This window comes from Methyloligella solikamskensis (assembly GCF_042676065.1).
Taxonomy (GTDB): Bacteria; Pseudomonadota; Alphaproteobacteria; order Rhizobiales; family Methyloligellaceae; genus Methyloligella; species Methyloligella solikamskensis.
Genome location: NZ_JBHTJO010000001.1, coordinates 1,741,825 through 1,758,110, shown reverse-complemented (window position 1 = coordinate 1,758,110; position 16,286 = coordinate 1,741,825). Strand labels below are relative to the sequence as shown.

At 63.8% G+C, this 16,286-nt stretch carries 16 protein-coding genes; 10 read left to right on the top strand and 6 right to left on the bottom strand.

Going from position 1 to position 16,286, the window contains the following annotated elements:
• Window positions 1–16 precede the first annotated feature (16 nt).
• Both ACFQ2F_RS08570 and ACFQ2F_RS08565 read right to left on the bottom strand, forming a co-directional pair.
• The gene (locus ACFQ2F_RS08570) at window positions 17–586 is read right to left on the bottom strand and encodes a disulfide bond formation protein B (protein WP_379088595.1); all 570 of its coding nucleotides are present in this window, start codon (window positions 584–586) and stop codon (window positions 17–19) included.
• A gap of 15 nt (window positions 587–601) precedes the next feature.
• Entirely contained in the window at window positions 602–754 is a 153-nt protein-coding gene (locus ACFQ2F_RS08565; protein ID WP_379090648.1) for a DUF5993 family protein, read from the bottom strand.
• 292 nt (window positions 755–1,046) lie between these two features.
• Here ACFQ2F_RS08565 and ACFQ2F_RS08560 point away from each other — a divergent pair, with 292 nt between their 5' ends.
• The 4 genes from ACFQ2F_RS08560 to dprA are packed head-to-tail and all read left to right on the top strand — an operon-like array spanning window position 1,047 to window position 5,128.
• A complete protein-coding gene (locus tag ACFQ2F_RS08560; protein ID WP_379088592.1) occupies window positions 1,047–2,003 on the top strand; it encodes an aspartate carbamoyltransferase catalytic subunit in 957 nt (318 codons plus the stop codon).
• Between the two features lie 5 nt (window positions 2,004–2,008).
• Window positions 2,009–3,352: a dihydroorotase gene (locus tag ACFQ2F_RS08555; protein WP_379088589.1), complete on the top strand. Its 1,344-nt coding sequence runs from the start codon at window positions 2,009–2,011 to the stop codon at window positions 3,350–3,352.
• A 32-nt stretch (window positions 3,353–3,384) separates the two neighbouring features.
• On the top strand, window positions 3,385–3,993 hold the full coding sequence (plsY, locus tag ACFQ2F_RS08550; protein WP_379088586.1) for a glycerol-3-phosphate 1-O-acyltransferase PlsY: 609 nt from the start codon (window positions 3,385–3,387) through the stop codon (window positions 3,991–3,993).
• The gene (gene dprA, locus ACFQ2F_RS08545) at window positions 3,980–5,128 is read left to right on the top strand and encodes a DNA-processing protein DprA (protein WP_379088583.1); all 1,149 of its coding nucleotides are present in this window, start codon (window positions 3,980–3,982) and stop codon (window positions 5,126–5,128) included. The genes plsY and dprA overlap by 14 nt, the downstream gene beginning before the upstream one ends.
• A 7-nt stretch (window positions 5,129–5,135) precedes the next feature.
• Here dprA and ACFQ2F_RS08540 read toward each other — a convergent pair whose 3' ends face one another.
• Entirely contained in the window at window positions 5,136–5,318 is a 183-nt protein-coding gene (locus ACFQ2F_RS08540; RefSeq protein WP_379088580.1) for a hypothetical protein, read from the bottom strand.
• Between the two features lie 290 nt (window positions 5,319–5,608).
• Between ACFQ2F_RS08540 and topA the strand changes: the two genes are divergently transcribed.
• From topA to rpmG, 4 genes are all read left to right on the top strand, one after another.
• Window positions 5,609–8,254 carry a type I DNA topoisomerase gene (gene topA, locus ACFQ2F_RS08535; RefSeq protein ID WP_379088577.1) on the top strand — a complete coding sequence of 882 codons (2,646 nt, stop codon included), beginning with the start codon at window positions 5,609–5,611 and terminating at the stop codon, window positions 8,252–8,254.
• A gap of 6 nt (window positions 8,255–8,260) precedes the next feature.
• Entirely contained in the window at window positions 8,261–10,597 is a 2,337-nt protein-coding gene (gene rnr / locus ACFQ2F_RS08530; RefSeq protein ID WP_379088574.1) for a ribonuclease R, read from the top strand.
• Window positions 10,598–10,676: 79 nt separating this feature from the next.
• Entirely contained in the window at window positions 10,677–11,177 is a 501-nt protein-coding gene (locus ACFQ2F_RS08525; RefSeq protein WP_379088571.1) for a DUF983 domain-containing protein, read from the top strand.
• 76 nt (window positions 11,178–11,253) lie between these two features.
• Window positions 11,254–11,421 carry a 50S ribosomal protein L33 gene (rpmG, locus tag ACFQ2F_RS08520; protein WP_069093688.1) on the top strand — a complete coding sequence of 56 codons (168 nt, stop codon included), beginning with the start codon at window positions 11,254–11,256 and terminating at the stop codon, window positions 11,419–11,421.
• 609 nt (window positions 11,422–12,030) lie between these two features.
• Here the strand turns inward: rpmG and ACFQ2F_RS08515 are convergent.
• The 3 genes from ACFQ2F_RS08515 to ACFQ2F_RS08505 all read right to left on the bottom strand — a co-directional run bounded on the left by ACFQ2F_RS08515 (window position 12,031) and on the right by ACFQ2F_RS08505 (window position 14,839).
• Window positions 12,031–13,404 (bottom strand): PleD family two-component system response regulator, encoded by a 1,374-nt coding sequence (locus tag ACFQ2F_RS08515; RefSeq protein WP_379088568.1) that lies wholly within the window; start codon window positions 13,402–13,404, stop codon window positions 12,031–12,033.
• Between the two features lie 7 nt (window positions 13,405–13,411).
• Window positions 13,412–13,786 carry a response regulator gene (locus ACFQ2F_RS08510; protein WP_379088565.1) on the bottom strand — a complete coding sequence of 125 codons (375 nt, stop codon included), beginning with the start codon at window positions 13,784–13,786 and terminating at the stop codon, window positions 13,412–13,414.
• A gap of 213 nt (window positions 13,787–13,999) precedes the next feature.
• A complete protein-coding gene (locus tag ACFQ2F_RS08505) occupies window positions 14,000–14,839 on the bottom strand; it encodes a cell envelope integrity EipB family protein (RefSeq protein ID WP_379088562.1) in 840 nt (279 codons plus the stop codon).
• Between the two features lie 192 nt (window positions 14,840–15,031).
• On the opposite strand from ACFQ2F_RS08505, the gene ACFQ2F_RS08500 reads away from it, so the two are divergent.
• Both ACFQ2F_RS08500 and ACFQ2F_RS08495 read left to right on the top strand, forming a co-directional pair.
• The gene (locus ACFQ2F_RS08500; RefSeq protein WP_379088559.1) at window positions 15,032–15,496 is read left to right on the top strand and encodes a RidA family protein; all 465 of its coding nucleotides are present in this window, start codon (window positions 15,032–15,034) and stop codon (window positions 15,494–15,496) included.
• 24 nt (window positions 15,497–15,520) lie between these two features.
• Window positions 15,521–16,270 (top strand): glycerophosphodiester phosphodiesterase family protein, encoded by a 750-nt coding sequence (locus ACFQ2F_RS08495; RefSeq protein ID WP_379088556.1) that lies wholly within the window; start codon window positions 15,521–15,523, stop codon window positions 16,268–16,270.
• The last annotated feature ends 16 nt before the right edge of the window (window positions 16,271–16,286 follow it).

Genomic DNA, 16,286 nt, shown 5'->3' with positions numbered 1-16,286 from the left:
CAAACCGAAGTCTGCCCTAGTCTTTGTCGAGAAGCTCGTAGTCCGTGGGATTGTCGGCGCACATCCCAGCGCCGCACTCGGCCACCGTCGAAACGCCGTTGGCGATCGCCAGAAGCGCGAAGAACAGGAACGCGGTCTGGGCGAGCCGCCGCGTCGGCATATCCATCAGCACGAGCTCGGAAACTTCGGGCTCGCCGACGAACTGCCGCTGGAACAGCAGCATCACGCCCGTTCCTGCGATGATCAGGCAGAAGACGATGAACGCCCAAGTATAGAAGTGATAGCCCAGGAAGGGATCGCCGTAGGAGCCGGTCCCCGGCACCACATGGAGTGCGATCTGGCGCAGCGAGACCGCCGCACCGCACACCGCGCCCAGAATCGCCATGCCGTAATGGGCCGTCCGAACCCGCAGCACGAGATTCAACGCGATACCGAATCCGGCGGCGAAGAAACCCATCCTCTGCAGCAGGCAGAGCGGGCAAGGAAGATCGTCGAAAAGGATCTGGTCGGCAAAAGCAAAGGACAGGACGATACAGATCGCGAGCAAGCCGAGAGCGTTGAGCCGCAATGCATTTGCCGGGGTCATTTTAGGTGCCGTCCGTTAAAGGCCGATATTCAGGACTTCCGTGGCATGAAACCGGAACAGCACCAGCAAAGTGACCAATCCCGCGAACCAAAACCCCATGGCCATATTTCGCCAATCGGACCAGGCAGCGCCCAGTCCGCAGGCAAATAGGAAAAACGGTAAGCTCATCATGACTTAATCTGGCCCCTCACGTTGCAGCCTCCGCCAGACCGGCAACGTTTATCTCGGATAAGCTTCGGAATTCTTGCATTCTCAGTGATTCGCAACTGGCGGTAAATCCCTCACCGGCCGATTCGCTCACTTTGCAAGCCCGCGCAGACGGCAATTGCTTCAGCAATGGCGTAGCCGCTGCCGGTCCCTCTGAAGCGCATTTACATGTCAGCACCGTTAAGGAGAGGTTGACGATTGGAGCTTCTCTGTCTTGTCGGCTCCGAGGCTCGGGTCTATAGAGTGGCTTTTGATGAGCAGCGCGGCTTCACCCTCCCCCACGATCGATTTTCCCCATCGCCATTTGCTTGGCATCGAGGGCCTGAAAGCGCCCGAGATCGAGGGGCTGCTGGACCTGGCGGAGGATGCAGCCAAGTCCATCCGGCGCCCCGGCGAAGTCCGCACCGATTTGCGCGGCCGGACCCTCATCAATCTCTTCTTCGAAAATTCCACCCGCACCCAGAGCTCGTTTGAATTCGCCGCCAAACGGCTCGGCGCGGATGTGATGAACATGTCGATCCCGACCTCGTCCATGCAGAAGGGCGAGACCCTGATCGACACAGCCGTGACCCTGAACGCCATGTGGCCGGACCTTCTCGTGGTCCGCCATCAGGCGGCCGGCGCGGTGGAGCTGCTCTCCCAGAAGGTCGATTGCTCGGTCATCAACGCTGGCGACGGCGCTCATGAGCACCCGACCCAGGCGCTCCTCGATGCGCTGACCATCCGCCGTCACAAAGGCCGCATCTCGCGCCTCATTGTGGCGCTCTGCGGCGACATCCTTCATAGCCGCGTCGCCCGCTCCAACATCCTGCTGCTCAACACCATGGGCGCGCGGGTTCGGGTCATCGGCCCCTCGACCCTCTTGGGCAGCGCGATCCACAAGCTCGGCGTGGAGGTCTACACCTCCATGGAGGAAGGCCTGGCCGACGCCGACGTAGTGATGATGCTCCGCCTCCAGCGCGAGCGCATGACCAGCAGCCTCATTCCCAGCCAGCGAGAATATTTCCACTTCTTCGGCCTCGACCACGAGAAGCTGAAGCTGGCCAAGCCCGACGCTATCGTCATGCATCCCGGCCCCATGAACCGGGGCGTGGAGATCGACTCGGTGATTGCCGACGACGAGCGCAGCGTCGTGAACGAACAGGTAGAGATGGGCGTCGCGGTCCGCATGGCGGTGCTGCAGGCCCTCATCCCCCATTTGCGGAAATGACGCCGATGACGCTCGACGATCCAGCCCTCACATCAGGCGAAACGCCGAAGCGGCTCGCTTTCGTCAATGCGCGCCTGGTGGACCCTGCCACCGGTCTCGACGAGCAGGGCGGGCTTCTGGTCGACGACGGCAGAATCGCTGATGTCGGCCGGCACATCCATGGCGAGGCCGGCGGCGATGCGGTGCTGATCGATTGCGGCGGCCATGTCCTGGCGCCGGGGCTGATCGACATGATGGTGTTCACCGGCGAGCCCGGCCACGAGCATCGCGGCACCCTGGCGGACGCGAGCCGGGCCGCGGCTGCCGGCGGCGTGACCTCCATCCTCACCATGCCGGACACCGACCCCGTCATCGACGACGTGGCCCTGGTCGACTTCATCCTGAGGCGCGCCCGCGATACGGCGGCCGTCCATGTCCATCCGCTCGCGGCCCTCACAAAGGGGTTGCGGGGCGAGGAGATGACCGAGATCGGCCTGATGCGGGCGGCCGGCGCCATCGCCGCCACCAACGGCAAGCGCAGCCTCGCCAACGCCAAGGTCATGCGGAACCTGCTGGCCTATGCGAAGGATTTCGACATCCTCGTCATGCATGCCGTCGAGGAGCCGACGCTCTCCGAAGGCGGCGTGATGAATTCCGGCGAGGTCTCCATGCGGCTGGGGCTGAAGGGCATCCCGGCGGCTGCCGAGACCATCATGCTGGAGCGGGATCTGCGCCTCGTAGAGATGACCGGAGCCCGCTACCACGCCGCCGAAATCTCCTGCCGCGCATCCCTGGAGATCATCCGGGCTGCCAAGGAGAAGGGCCTTCCCGTCACTTGCGGCGTCTCCATCAATCATCTGGCGCTGAACGAGAACGATATCGGCCCCTACCGGACCTTCTTCAAGATGCGTCCGCCCCTGCGCGCCGAGGACGACCGGCAGGCCATGGTCGAGGGTCTCGCCTCCGGCGATATCGACGTCATCGTCTCCGCTCACGATCCTCAGGATGCCGATGTGAAGCGTCATCCCTTTGCCGACGCCGCCTATGGCGCGGTGGGACTCGAGACCATGCTCGCCGTGGCATTGCGCCTCTATCACAACGAAGAGGTTCCGCTCACCACCCTGCTCCGGGCTATGACCGCCAACCCGGCAGGTATCCTTGGGCTGGAGGCCGGACGGCTTGCCATCGGCGCGCCGGCGGATCTGGCGCTGATCGATCTGGAGACGCCGTGGGTGGTCGACCCGGAAGACCTGCGCTCCAAATCCAAGAACACGCCGTTCGATCAGGCACGCCTGGAGGGGCGCGCGCTTGCAACCCTCGTTGCAGGCCGCATCGTCTACAACTACGCTGATACCGCTTCCGGCGAATAGCCGGACTTCGGGGACTCTGGGGGGAAGGTCTCGTGAATGAGCTGAGCTTGAGCCTCGTGCTCATCTATGCAGCCGCGTTCTTCGGCGGCTATCTGTGCGGCTCGATCCCGTTCGGGCTGCTGCTGACCCGGGCCGCCGGCCTCGGCGATCTGCGCAAGATCGGCTCCGGCAATATCGGCACCACCAATGTGCTGCGTACCGGCAATAAGTGGCTCACCGCGGCGACGCTCGTCGGCGATGTGCTGAAGGGCACCGTCCCGGTACTGCTCGCCATGCATTTACTCGGCCCCATCGCAGGGATCGCCGCAGGCATCGGCGCCTTCCTCGGTCACATCGCGCCGGTCTGGCTCGGCTTTCGGGGCGGCAAGGGCGTCGCCACCTATATCGGTGTGCTTCTCGGGCTCTACTGGCCCGCCGCCCTGCTCTTCTGCGCCGTGTGGCTTCTGATCGCCTTCACCACCCGCTACTCCTCGCTCTCCGCCCTGATCGCGGCCCTGGTCGTCCCGGCGCTGCTCGCCTATATGGCCTCGCCACCCCTGACCATCGCCGCGGTCCTCTTGAGCATCCTTCTGATCCTGCGCCACCAGGAAAATATCGGCCGTCTCATTCGCGGCGAGGAGACGCGCATTGGGCAGCGGTGAGGCCGGCAGCGAAATCCGCACCCGCCTGACCGACACCCAGCGGTTGGCGTGGCTTCGTCTCATCCGCTCTGAAAATGTCGGCCCTGCCACCTTCCGCGCCCTGGTCAACCAGTTCGGCGGCGCCGAAGCTGCCCTCGATGCCCTGCCCGAACTCTCCCGTCGCGGCGGCCGTCCATCCATCCGGATCTGCAAACGCGAAGAGGCGGAGCGCGAGCTTGCCGCCGCAAAGCGGATCGACGCCACGCTCGTGGTAACCGGCGAGGCCGGCTATCCGCCGGCCCTTGCCAATATCGAAGCGCCCCCGCCCGTCATATATATCAAGGGCCGGCCTGAGCTGGCCGACCAGCCGATCGTCGCCATCGTGGGCGCGCGCAACGGCTCGGCCATCGGCCAGAAATTCACCCGCCAAATCGCAGCCGGGTTGGGTATGGAAGGGATCGTCGTCGCTTCCGGTCTCGCCCGGGGCATCGACACGGCCGCCCATCGCGCCAGCCTGGAGCGCGGCACCATCGCCGTTCTCGCCGGCGGCATCGACAATATCTATCCGCCTGAGAATGCAGAGCTTCATGCGGCGATCGGCAAGGACGGGTTGCTCATGAGCGAGCGGCCGCCCGGCTTCAAACCGCGCGGCCAGGACTTCCCGCGCCGCAACCGGCTGATCTCCGGCATCTCTCTCGGCGTCGCGGTCATCGAGGCGGCCAAACGATCCGGCTCCCTGATTACCGCGCGCTTCGCAGGCGAGCAGGGCCGCGAAGTTTTCGCCGTGCCCGGCAGCCCTCTCGACCCAAGGGCCGCCGGGACCAACGCTCTACTGAAGGATGGCGCCACCCTGATCACCGGAACCGCCGACATCGTCGAAGCCCTCTCCTCCATCATGGGCCGCCTGCCCGCCGCGCCGCGCGCTCTCGAAGCTGCCGACGAGCACGCCACGCCGGAGCCCCTGCCCGATATCGAGCAATCGGAGCGCGAACGGGTTCTCGCAGCACTCGGCCCCAGCCCTATCGATATCGATGAGCTCGTCCGAGCCACCGGAATCGCTGCCCGGAAAGTGCACATCGTGCTTCTGGAATTGGATCTCGCCGGCCGACTGGAGCGCCACGGTCAGCAGCTTGTGTCCGTGATCGAGGAGGACTGAAGCGCCCTCAGCGCGAATCGGTCCGCGCCTTTTCGGCCTGAGCCTCCTGCATCGCCACCTCGATCAGGTAGCCGAGGAAGCGCAAATCGGCGCCATTTGCGACCTCCCTCAGCCCCCTCAGCATGCCGGCGAGATAGTCGGCGGCCTCCGAGCGCTCAAGCTGCAATACCGTGTCATCGCGTTTCGCCATGCCCGTCCTCTTGCGAACTCTCGGGCTTGTTTTCCGGCCCCGATTGTTGCCTCTCCCCTGTCCTGCCAGCTTGTCCTCCCGGAGAATCAGACCCCATATCCCCGATAGGCGAGGACCGGTTGCAGCTCGACTATTGGTTGTATTGATTATTGGATGCGCCTTTGAGTTGTCAACCGCTTGAAAGACCAGAAATTGACACCTTGGGCGCGAGACACCATTTTCGCGCGTAGCAGGGCTGCGGCCAGACGCAGCGGACGCGGCCGCCCCGAAATCTCCCAGGCAGGAACCGGATGAATATCGTCATCGTGGAATCGCCAGCTAAGGCGAAGACCATCAACAAGTATCTCGGCTCGGACTATCAGGTCCTGGCGTCCTATGGCCATGTCCGGGATCTGCCGTCCAAGGACGGCTCCGTCCTGCCCGACAACGATTTCGAGATGCACTGGGATGTGGATCCGAAATCCCAGAAGCGGCTGAACGAGATCGCCCGCGCCGTGAAAGGCGCCGACAAGCTGATCCTTGCCACTGACCCCGACCGCGAGGGCGAGGCCATCTCCTGGCATGTCCTTCAAGTGCTGGACGGCAAGAAGGCGCTGAAGGGCGTCGATGTGGAGCGCGTGGTCTTCAACGCGGTCACCAAGGAAGCGGTGCGCGACGCCATCGCCCATCCGCGCAAGATCGACGAACCCCTGGTCGATGCCTATCTCGCCCGCCGCGCGCTGGATTATCTCGTGGGCTTCACCCTCTCGCCGGTCCTGTGGCGGAAGCTGCCGGGCTCGCGCTCCGCAGGCCGTGTGCAGTCCGTGGCGCTGCGCCTCGTCTGCGACCGCGAGATGGAGATCGAGGCCTTCAAGCCTCAGGAATACTGGTCCATCACCACCGAGCTCGCCACCACCCAGGGCGAGACCTTCAAGGCGCGCCTCGCCGCGGCCGACGGCAAGAAGCTCGACAAGTTCGATATCCCGGACGAGGAGACCGCGACCAAGCTCAAAGCGGCGCTGGAAGGCGGGCGCTTCACGGTCGGCCAGGTCGAGAAGAAGCCGACCAAGCGGAACCCCTACCCGCCCTTCACCACCTCGACGCTTCAGCAGGAAGCCTCGCGCAAACTTGGCCTCTCGCCGCGCGAGACCATGCAGATCGCCCAGCGGCTCTACGAAGGTGTTGAGATCGGCGGCGAGACCGAAGGCCTCATCACCTACATGCGGACCGACGGCGTGCAGATCGCTCCCGAAGCCATCAGCGCGAGCCGCAGACAGCTACAAAAACTGTTTGGCGAGCGGTATTTGCCGTCCTCACCGCGGATGTATCAGACCAAGGCCAAGAACGCCCAAGAGGCCCACGAGGCGATCCGGCCGACAGATGTGTTCAAGCAGCCCGATCACGTGGCCAAGTATCTGCAGGCCGATGCAGCCAAGCTCTACAAGCTCATCTGGCAGCGGACGCTTGCCAGCCAGGCGGCAAGCGCCGAGATCGAGCGCACGACGGTGGATATCGACGTCGAAGGCAGCGACGGAAAGACCTACGGCGTCCGTGCCACCGGCCAGGTGATCTGCTTTGATGGCTTCCTGAAGCTCTACGACGAAGGCCGCGACGATCAGGAGAGCGAGGACAGCGCCGTATTGCCGCCGCTCGCCGAGAAGGATCAGCTCGACGCCCGCGAGATCGTGCCTGAGCAGCACTTCACTCAGCCGCCGCCCCGTTATAGCGAGGCGACCCTCATCAAGAAGATGGAGGAGCTCGGCATCGGCCGCCCCTCCACCTACGCGGCGACCATGAACGTGCTGCGCGACCGGGAATATGTGCGCCTCGACAAGAAGCGCCTCTACCCGGAGGACAAGGGCCGGCTGGTCACGGCCTTCCTGAAGAGCTTCTTCGAGCGCTACGTGGAATACGACTTCACCGCCGATTTGGAGGAGAAGCTCGACCGCATCTCCGCCGGCGATCTCGCCTGGCGCGAGGTCCTGCGCGATTTCTGGCGCGACTTCACCGGCGCCGTCGAGGAAATTGGCGATTTGCGGATTGCCGAGGTTCTGGATGCCCTCAACGAGATCTTGGGCCCGCACATCTTCCCCCAGACCGAGCCCGGCAAGGATCCCCGCGCCTGCCCGGCCTGCGACGACGGACGGCTCAGCCTGAAGGTCGGCCGCTTCGGCGCCTTCATCGGCTGCTCCAACTATCCCGATTGCCGCTTCACCCGTCAGCTCGCCGAGACCGGCGACAAGGGCGATGCGGCCGCCTCCGCCGACGGCAAGGTGCTTGGCACCGATCCGGAGACCGGCATGGAGATCACGCTCCGGGACGGCCGCTTCGGCCCTTACATCCAGCTCGGAGAAGCCAAGGATGGCGAGAAGCCCAAGCGGGCCTCGATTCCGAAAGGCGATGACATCAGCGCCATCGATCTGGAGCGGGCGCTGGCCCTGCTCTCGCTTCCCCGCGAGATTGGCCTGCATCCGGAGTCCGGCGAACCCATTACCGCCGGCTACGGCCGCTACGGCCCCTTCGTCCGGCACCAGAAAACCTATGCCAACCTCTCCAATCCGGAAGAGGTCTTCACCGTCGGCGCGAACCGCGCCATCAGCCTGCTCGCCGAGAAGGAAGCCTCGCGTGCCAAGCGCGGCGGCAGCGTGATCAAGGAACTCGGCGATCATCCCGAGCTCAAAGGCCCTGTCCAGGTTATGAGCGGCCGCTACGGTCCTTACGTGAAGCATGGCAAGGTCAACGCCACGCTCCCCAAAGACAAGGAGCCGGAATCCATCACCATGGAAGAGGCCGTGGAGCTGATCGCCGCGCGGGCCGAAAAGACCGGCAAGGGCGGTGCCAAGAAGGGCGCAAAGAAATCTACGGCGAAAAAGGCGACGTCGAAGAAATCGACGAGTAAGAAATCTGCAGCGAAGAAGAACGGCAGCAAGGAGACCGTCGAAGAGACGGCCGATTAGGCCCCTGTGGCGAACCCCAAACCCACCCGCAAGACCGCGTCAGGCTCGGTGCCGAGCAAGCAACAGGTGCTCGACTTCATCCAGTCGAGTGACGAAAAGGTCGGCAAGCGCGAGATCGCGCGTGAATTCGGCATCAAGGGCGCCGACCGCATCCCTCTGAAAGCGCTCTTGCGCGAGATGACCGATGAGGGGCTGATCGGCGGCTCCAAGAAGAACCTCCAAAAGCCCAACGAGCTTCCGCCCGTCACCGTGATCCGCATCACCGGCCGCGACGAGGATGGCGAGTTCGTCGCCACCCCCGCCTCCTGGGACGAGGAGGTGAGCCCGCCACCGCGCATTCTCGTGGCCGGCAGCCGCCAGCGCACCGAGGCCGCCGGCGTCGGCGACCGCGTGCTCGCCCGCATCGAGAAGCAGAAGGACGAGACCTACCCGTATCTCGCCAGGCCCATCAAGAAGCTCTCCACGGGCCCGCGCACCCTGCTCGGCGTCTATCGCGCCCGCGGCGAGGACGGCGTCATCGATCCCGTCGACCGCAAGCAGCTGAAAGAATGGCGCGTCCCCCGCTCCGAGCGGAACGAGGCGGAGGATGGCGAGCTCGTCCGCTTCGAGCTTGCCCGCTCGCCCCGTTACGGCTCCGGAACGGCGCGCATCGTGGAGCGTCTCGGCAACCCGCAAGACCAGCGCGCCACCAGCCTGATCGCCATCCACGCCTACGGTATTCCGGACGTGTTCCCGCAAGCCGCGCTCGCCGAAGCGGAGGCCGCCAAGCCGCCGGGCATGGAAGGGCGCGAGGATCTGCGCAAGATCCCGCTGGTGACCATCGACCCGGCCGATGCCCGCGATCACGACGATGCGGTCTGGGCCGAGCCAGATGACGATCCGAACAACAAGGGCGGCCATATCGTCATGGTCGCCATCGCCGACGTCTCGGCCTACGTGACGCCGGGCAGCGCGCTGGACAAGGAAGCCCGCACCCGCGGCAACTCGGTCTATTTCCCCGACCGCGTCGTGCCCATGCTGCCCGAGCGCATCTCAAACGATCTCTGCTCGCTCGTAGAGGGCGAGCCCCGCCCCTGCATCGCCGTGCGCATGGTCTATGACGCGGGCGGCCACAAGAAGAGCCATCGCTTCATCCGCGGCATGATGCAATCCGCCGCCAGCCTGACCTATCAACAGGCCCAGGCCGCCATCGACGGCAATCCGGACGATCAGGCAGACCCACTTCTGGAGCCGGTTTTGAAGCCGCTCTGGGCGGCCTATAGGGCCATGGCGAAAGCGCGCGACCACCGCGCGCCGCTGGATCTGGATCTGCCGGAGCGCAAGATCAAGCTGAACGACAAGGGCGAGGTCGCCGACATCGTGTCGCCGCCCCGGCTGGAGGCTCACCGCCTCATCGAGGAGTTCATGATCGCGGCCAATGTCGCCGCGGCCGAGACCCTGGAGTCGGAGAGCACCCCCCTCGTCTATCGCGTCCATGACGCGCCGTCCGACGAGAAGGTCGCCGCACTGTCGGATTTCCTGCGCACCCTGGACATCACCTTCGCCAAGGCCGGTGTGATGAAGCCGGCCCAGTTCAATCGCATCCTGGACATGACCAAGGACACGCCCGTGGCGGACCTCGTCCAGGAAGTGGTTCTACGCAGCCAGTCCCAGGCCGAATACACGCCCGGCAATTACGGGCATTTCGGCCTGAACCTCCGCCGCTACGCTCATTTCACCTCACCAATTCGCCGTTACGCGGATCTGATCGTCCATCGCGCGCTCATCCGCGCCCTGGGACTGGGCGACGGCGGTCTCACGGACGCTGAGATCGAGAGACTGGAAGATACGGCCCAGCAGATCTCCGACACGGAGCGCCGCGCCATGTCGGCGGAACGCGAGACCGTCGACCGGCTCATCGCGTCCTATCTCGCCGACCGGGTAGGCGCCCGCTTCCACGGCAAGATCTCCGGCGTTACCCGCTCCGGCCTCTTCGTGCAGCTGAAGGAGACCGGCGCCGATGGCTTCATCCCCGCCTCGACTATCGGCGATGAGTATTATTATCACGACGAAACCCACCGGGCGCTCGTCGGCGAGGACACGGGCAGCGCCTATCAACTCGGCGATTTCGTCGAGGTAAAGCTGGTGGAGGCGATCCCAACCGCAGGTGCGCTCCGCTTCGAGATCCTCACCGAAGGCCGGCAGATCGGCATCAAGCCGAGCGGTGCGCGCCATAAGAGCTTCCGCACCCGCGGCCGGGGCAAGCCCGGCGCTCATGGCCGTGGCCGCGGAAAAGGCAAGAAGACAGGTCCCAAGCCCGGCAAGGGCAAACCGGCCAAACGGCCCAAGCGCGCCAAACGGTAGCGCCAATCGGTAGCGCCATGGAGACTGGCGGGCGCATCCGCCACGCGATACTGTGCGCCCGAACGAATTGGAGGAAGAGATGTCTCACGCCACCCACGCGCACGAGACGGATAAACGGCCCGCGCAGATCGACGGCCGCAGCACAGGCGAGCGCCATTGGGCCGAAGCCTTGTGGCGCGGCACGCTCTGCCGCTGCCCGGCCTGCGGCGAAGGCAAGGTGTTCACGAAATACCTGAAGGTCGCCGACCATTGCGGCAATTGCGGCGAAGCGCTCCATCATCACCGTGCCGACGACGCCCCGCCCTACGTCACCATCTCCATCGTCGGCCATGTCGTGGTCGGCCTGATGATGACCGTGGAGATGGCCTACCATCCTGAGCTTTGGATCCACTGGAGCCTGTGGCTCCCGCTCACCGTGATCCTGTCCCTGCTCCTGCTGCCGCCGATCAAGGGCGGTCTCATCGGCCTGCAATGGGCCCTGCTGATGCACGGCTTCGATCCGGACCATGTCGAAGAGCCTGGCGAAACTGATCCCGGCCAACCCGGTGAAACGGCGCCCTGGCCGCCGGCCCAATCCTGATAGCAATCAGTCTTGACTTCGCAAGACCACTGAGTAGGGTGCGCTCCGCGCATATCTGCCCGATCAAGGAAAAACGATGGCAAAGCCAATCACCCAGAAGATCAAGCTCGTAAGCAGCGCGGGCACCGGGTACTTCTACGTCACGAAGAAGAACCCGCGGAACTCGACCGAGAAGCTTGCTCTGAAGAAGTACGACCCCGTCGCGCGCAAGCACGTCGAGTTCAAGGAAGCCAAAATCAAGTAGCGGCCTTCCACGGCGCGCGCCGGCACCGGCGCGCTTCCGATTTCGGTTTTTGAGATTTCTGCTAGACGCCTTCCAAAAAGGCCCAGAAATGACCAACCCCGCAGCCATGCAGGTCAAGCGGGGTAGCTCCTGCGTGAACTGCGGGGCCGGTCGGCAAGTCAAAGACCAAAGAGGGCTTGGCCGTTTGACTTGGTGGTCGACCGAAACGCGGCGCTAACGAGGAGGCCACTTAAACCGCGCCTCGGCCGACCGAACCCCACGGACCCAGGAGATGCGGCGGACCTGAGCACTCCGTAGGGCTATCCCAATAAATGCAGGCGAGGCGGCAGTCGGACAAAATTCCGGGGAGCGCCCCTCACCCCAAAGAAGTCCTATCCCTCTATCAATCGACGGTCGCGGATACTAACGCAGCTTACGATCCGGCGATAACAATCTTCATCTTTTGCTTAATACGCTAAAATATTAGTCATTGTAAAGCGTTGGCGGAAACACCTCATTTCCCAAGGCAAGCCACCCGCAGGCCATGTATTGGCGCGGCAAGACCCGCATCACGACTCTACGAATCGCAAAGCGCATTGAAAGTATAGGAGGGATTGGGGTCCGCGGCGACTAGGCTGCGTCCGCGACGACCTTGTTGCGGCCGTCGCGCTTGGCGCAATAGAGCGCCTGATCGGCCCGCTTGAGAATGATGTCGGGCGTGTCGTCGGGGAACTCGAAGGTCGCTACGCCGACGCTTGCCGTGACATCCAGAGTGCGGCCGCCCTCACCGCTGGCGAACGGCACCTCCGCAATGGCCAGGCGCAGACGCTCAGCCACCTTGTAGGCGTTCGCCAGATCCGTGTCCGGCATCACCACGACGAATTCCTCGCCGCCCAGCCGGCAGGCGAGATCGATGCCGCGGATATTGCGGCGGATGCGCGTGGCGAAATCCTTCAGCACCAGATCCCCCACGTCGTGGCCGTAGGTGTCGTTGACCGCCTTGAAGTAATCGATGTCGATCACCAGCACCGAAAGCGGACGTCCGCTCTGAGCGGATTCGTCGAACAGCGTCGTAAGATGGCTGTTCATATAGCGCCGGTTATGGAGCGCGGTCAGCGGATCGAGCACCGCCATCTCGACCGATTCTTCGAGCCGTGTGCGCAGATAGTGCACGTAGCGCTTCCGCTTCACCTGGGTGCGCACCCGCGCCAGCAGCTCCGCCGGGTCGATAGGGCGGCTGATGTAATCGTTCACGCCGATATCGAGGCCGCGCAGGAGGCGGGCGCTCTCCCCCTCCTCCACGATGATGAGGATCGGCAGATGGCGTGTGCGGTCCAGGGAGCGGACCTGGGAGCAAAGCCGCAAGCCGTCGGCATGCTGCAGGCCGAGGCTCACGATCATCAGGTCGTAGCCGGCGTCGGGCAGCTCCAGCAAAGCGCGCGACGGATCGGTCTCCAACTCCACGTCGTAATGGGGCGACAGCGCATCGACGACACGCTCGGCCGCGGACGGCCGGTCCTCCACCAGAAGGATCTTGCCGCCGTCGGAAAGCTGCTGAAGCTCGCTCTCGCCGATCGCCGCCATGCCCATCTGCGAGCTCGTCGAGGCCCGCATGAGCATCTCGTCGGTCAGCATCTTGAGCCGCGCCAGGTTCTTCACCCGCGTGATCAGGGAAATATCGTCCACCGGCTTGGTGAGGAAGTCGTCGGCCCCCGCCTCGAGCCCCTGCAGCTTGTCGGCAGGCTGGTCGAGCGCGGTGATCATGATCACCGGAATATGCTGAGAGCGCGGCTCCGCCTTCAGCCGGCGGCAGACCTCGAAGCCGTCCATGCCGGGCATCATCACGTCGAGCAGGATCACATCGACACGCTCCCGGGCGCAGATCTGCAACGCCTCCGGGCCGCTATACGCGCAAGCCACCTCGAAGTAGTCGGCCGTCAGCCGAGCCTCGAGTAACTTGACGTTCGTATCGATGTCGTCGACGACGAGGATGCGGGCCGTCATGACTTTCCTAGCGGGCTTCGCCGATGAACTGCTTCACCGTATCGATAAAGGTCGCGACCGAGATCGGCTTGGAGATATAGGCCTCGCAGCCTCCCTCCCGGATCCGTTCTTCGTCGCCCTTCATAGCAAATGCCGTGACGGCGACGACTGGAATCTCGCGTAAGCTATCGTCTTCCTTCAACCACTTGGTGACCTCCAGCCCGGAGACTTCCGGCAGCTGGATATCCATCAAGATCAGATCGGGCCGATGCTCGCGCGCCAGCGAAAGCGCTTCCATGCCATTTCGCGTCTGCAGGGTATCGTACCCATGAGCATCGAGAAGATCGTGAAAGAGCTTCATGTTGAGCTCGTTGTCTTCCACGATCAGTACAGTCTTGCTCATGAGCTTTAGACCCGGCGGGACGCTGTCTTCCACCGCGCCAACCCGACCGGTTTTCCCCGTCGTGCCAGATTGCGGCCAAGCCGTCCAAAACATGTGTGGGTTCCCTCGTCCTATTGTCCCGATTGGACACTAGCACCGGTAACCAAACCCTTTAGGTCTTAACAAAAAAGGCGAAGACGAGGCCGGCGGCAAGCACGGTCTTGCCATCACCGTCTAATCGCAAGCGTCTTCCTGCAGATATTCCAGCTGGCTCAGATCGCCTGATATGGCGAAATCGCCGTAATCGATCTCCAGTTTGCGGCTCACGCCGTTCTCATAGAGAAGAAAGTCGATCTGATAGGCGGGCGTCAGGTCGCCGCCCTTGGTCTCGAAATAGCCGATCGAGATGGGCCAGGAGCGCAGCTTGTCCAGCCCCCGCTCCTTCCCCGCCGGTTCGAGATCGTCATCGCTGCCCGGCGGACGCACATTGCCGATGAAAGAGGTCGTATCGTAGACCTTCTGGCCCAGCTCCGAACCGTCATAGAGCTCCGCCTCCAGCTTGGTCTTGCCGGCCTTGGCTGCCTCGATCACCGCCAGGCTGTGCTGGGTCGGAAACAGCACCTTGGGTGAGAGGTTGAGCTCGGTATGCTTGGGCTGGGTGAGGCGTACTTCGACCTCGTTGGGCGACTCGCGCAGCGCGCGGCCCATGGTGACGTCGCCCAGCTTGTCGTTCATGTACTGCGCCGACTGGAAGCGGAACTTCTTGCCCTGCCCGTCCTCCCAGGTCGACGAGCGCAGATCGGTGAGATTGGTCTCGCCCTGGCTGTCGGTCATTTGGGTGACCATGCGCATGTTGAGGGTATAGCCCTCGCATTCGGAGCCGGAGAACTCGTAGACCATACGCCCGTCGACTCCAGTGATCCCTGAAGCGGAGCGCGCATCTTCAAGCCGCATCTCGTAAATCGCCCGATGGGGCTGCAGCTTCGCACCGGCGGCAGCGGCACTCGTGGCGACGCCGCCAAATACCAGGAGGAGCGGTAGAAGACGGAAGGCTATGGGAACGCTACGGAACATGGCGAATGACAAAGAGACACGCCTCCTGAACAGGTTAGCCGGCATGGCCAGCTTGGTGGTTTGTCGCACCAACGCCCCGTATCTACAAGAGCCTCGCGAACCCGCTTGCGCGTTTGCGGGTTTTGACTGAAGGTCGCCCCGCCTGCCCTAGAGCGGGCTGAAACGCAAACTTCGAGAGATGCGGAAGGATCGATGGCCGGAGAAATCGAAGCACGCCTGAAGGCGCTCAACATCGCCCTGCCCGAGGTCGCAAGCCCCGTGGCCAACTACGTGCCCTTCCTGCACATCAACGGCTTCCTCTATGTCTCGGGCCAGCTTCCCATGCGCGACGGCAAGGTGGCCGTCACCGGGCAGCTGGGGCGCGATCTCGATATCGAGAACGGCATGGAGGCGGCGGAGATCTGCCTGCTCAACGTCCTGGCCCAAGCCAAAAACGCGCTCGGCGATCTCGACACAATCGCCCAGGCCGTACGCCTAACAGGCTTCGTGAATTCAACCGCGGACTTCGCCGATCATCCCAAGGTCATTAACGGCGCGTCGGATTTGCTGGTCGAGGTGCTGGGGGACAAAGGCCGCCACACTCGCGCCGCCGTCGGCTGTTCGAGCCTGCCCCTTGGCGCGGCCGTCGAGGTCGATGCGATCTTCGCCATCGAATAGAGTCCGAAGAAGAGTCTAGAGACAATGGCTTACAGCGGCGGGCTCGACTGGCTGAAGAGGCCGATCGCCCATCGCGGGCTACACGATCGAAAAACCGGCATCGTCGAGAACACCGCCTCCGCCGTTGAAGCGGCCATCGCGGCCGGCTACGGCATGGAGCTCGATCTGCGATCCGCCAAGGACCACATTCCCGTCGTCTTCCATGACGAGACCCTGGAGCGGCTGACAGAAGGCGAAGGCCCAATCGGCGAACACGACGTCGAGACTTTGCGACGCCTGCCCATGCGGGACACCGAGGACCGCATCCTCGCCCTGCCAGAGCTGCTCGATCTCGTCGCCGGGCGCGCGCCCCTGATCCTGGAGATCAAGAGCGAGTGGAACGGCGATCCCCGCTACGAGGAAAATATCGCCGAAGCGCTTCGAGGCTATTCCGGCCCCGTCGCGATCATGTCTTTCGATCCCTACTGCGTCGCCCGCTTCCGCACCCTCGCGCCTGACCTGCCCCGGGGCCTCGTCGCCGAATGGATGTCCCGGCGTACCTGGCAGAAGCAGATCGGCATCTGGCAGCGCTTCGCCATGCGCCATTTATTGACCGCATCCATCGCCAGACCCCATTTCATCGCATACGATATCCGGGCCCTGCCGACCACGGCGACGCGGATCGCCCGGTCGCTGGGCCTGCCGCTTCTGACCTGGACCGTGCGGATCGAAGCCGACCGCGCCAAGGCTGAAGCGCTCACCGATGCCATAATTTTCGAAGAGATCAGGGTTTAACCTGAGACCGCAACAC

Excerpts from the sequence above, each read along its gene's own strand:
- ACFQ2F_RS08570 (WP_379088595.1), bottom strand. The coding sequence starts at position 586 with ATGACCCCGGCAAATGCATTGCGGCTCAACGCTCTCGGCTTGCTCGCG.
- rpmG (WP_069093688.1), top strand. The coding sequence starts at position 11,254 with ATGGCAAAGCCAATCACCCAGAAGATCAAGCTCGTAAGCAGCGCGGGC.
- ACFQ2F_RS08510 (WP_379088565.1), bottom strand. The coding sequence starts at position 13,786 with ATGAGCAAGACTGTACTGATCGTGGAAGACAACGAGCTCAACATGAAG.
- ACFQ2F_RS08565 (WP_379090648.1), bottom strand. The coding sequence starts at position 754 with ATGAGCTTACCGTTTTTCCTATTTGCCTGCGGACTGGGCGCTGCCTGG.
- ACFQ2F_RS08495 (WP_379088556.1), top strand. The coding sequence starts at position 15,521 with ATGGCTTACAGCGGCGGGCTCGACTGGCTGAAGAGGCCGATCGCCCAT.
- ACFQ2F_RS08505 (WP_379088562.1), bottom strand. The coding sequence starts at position 14,839 with ATGTTCCGTAGCGTTCCCATAGCCTTCCGTCTTCTACCGCTCCTCCTG.
- ACFQ2F_RS08515 (WP_379088568.1), bottom strand. The coding sequence starts at position 13,404 with ATGACGGCCCGCATCCTCGTCGTCGACGACATCGATACGAACGTCAAG.
- topA (WP_379088577.1), top strand. The coding sequence starts at position 5,609 with ATGAATATCGTCATCGTGGAATCGCCAGCTAAGGCGAAGACCATCAAC.
- ACFQ2F_RS08500 (WP_379088559.1), top strand. The coding sequence starts at position 15,032 with ATGGCCGGAGAAATCGAAGCACGCCTGAAGGCGCTCAACATCGCCCTG.
- ACFQ2F_RS08555 (WP_379088589.1), top strand. The coding sequence starts at position 2,009 with ATGACGCTCGACGATCCAGCCCTCACATCAGGCGAAACGCCGAAGCGG.
- ACFQ2F_RS08540 (WP_379088580.1), bottom strand. The coding sequence starts at position 5,318 with ATGGCGAAACGCGATGACACGGTATTGCAGCTTGAGCGCTCGGAGGCC.
- ACFQ2F_RS08560 (WP_379088592.1), top strand. The coding sequence starts at position 1,047 with ATGAGCAGCGCGGCTTCACCCTCCCCCACGATCGATTTTCCCCATCGC.
- ACFQ2F_RS08525 (WP_379088571.1), top strand. The coding sequence starts at position 10,677 with ATGTCTCACGCCACCCACGCGCACGAGACGGATAAACGGCCCGCGCAG.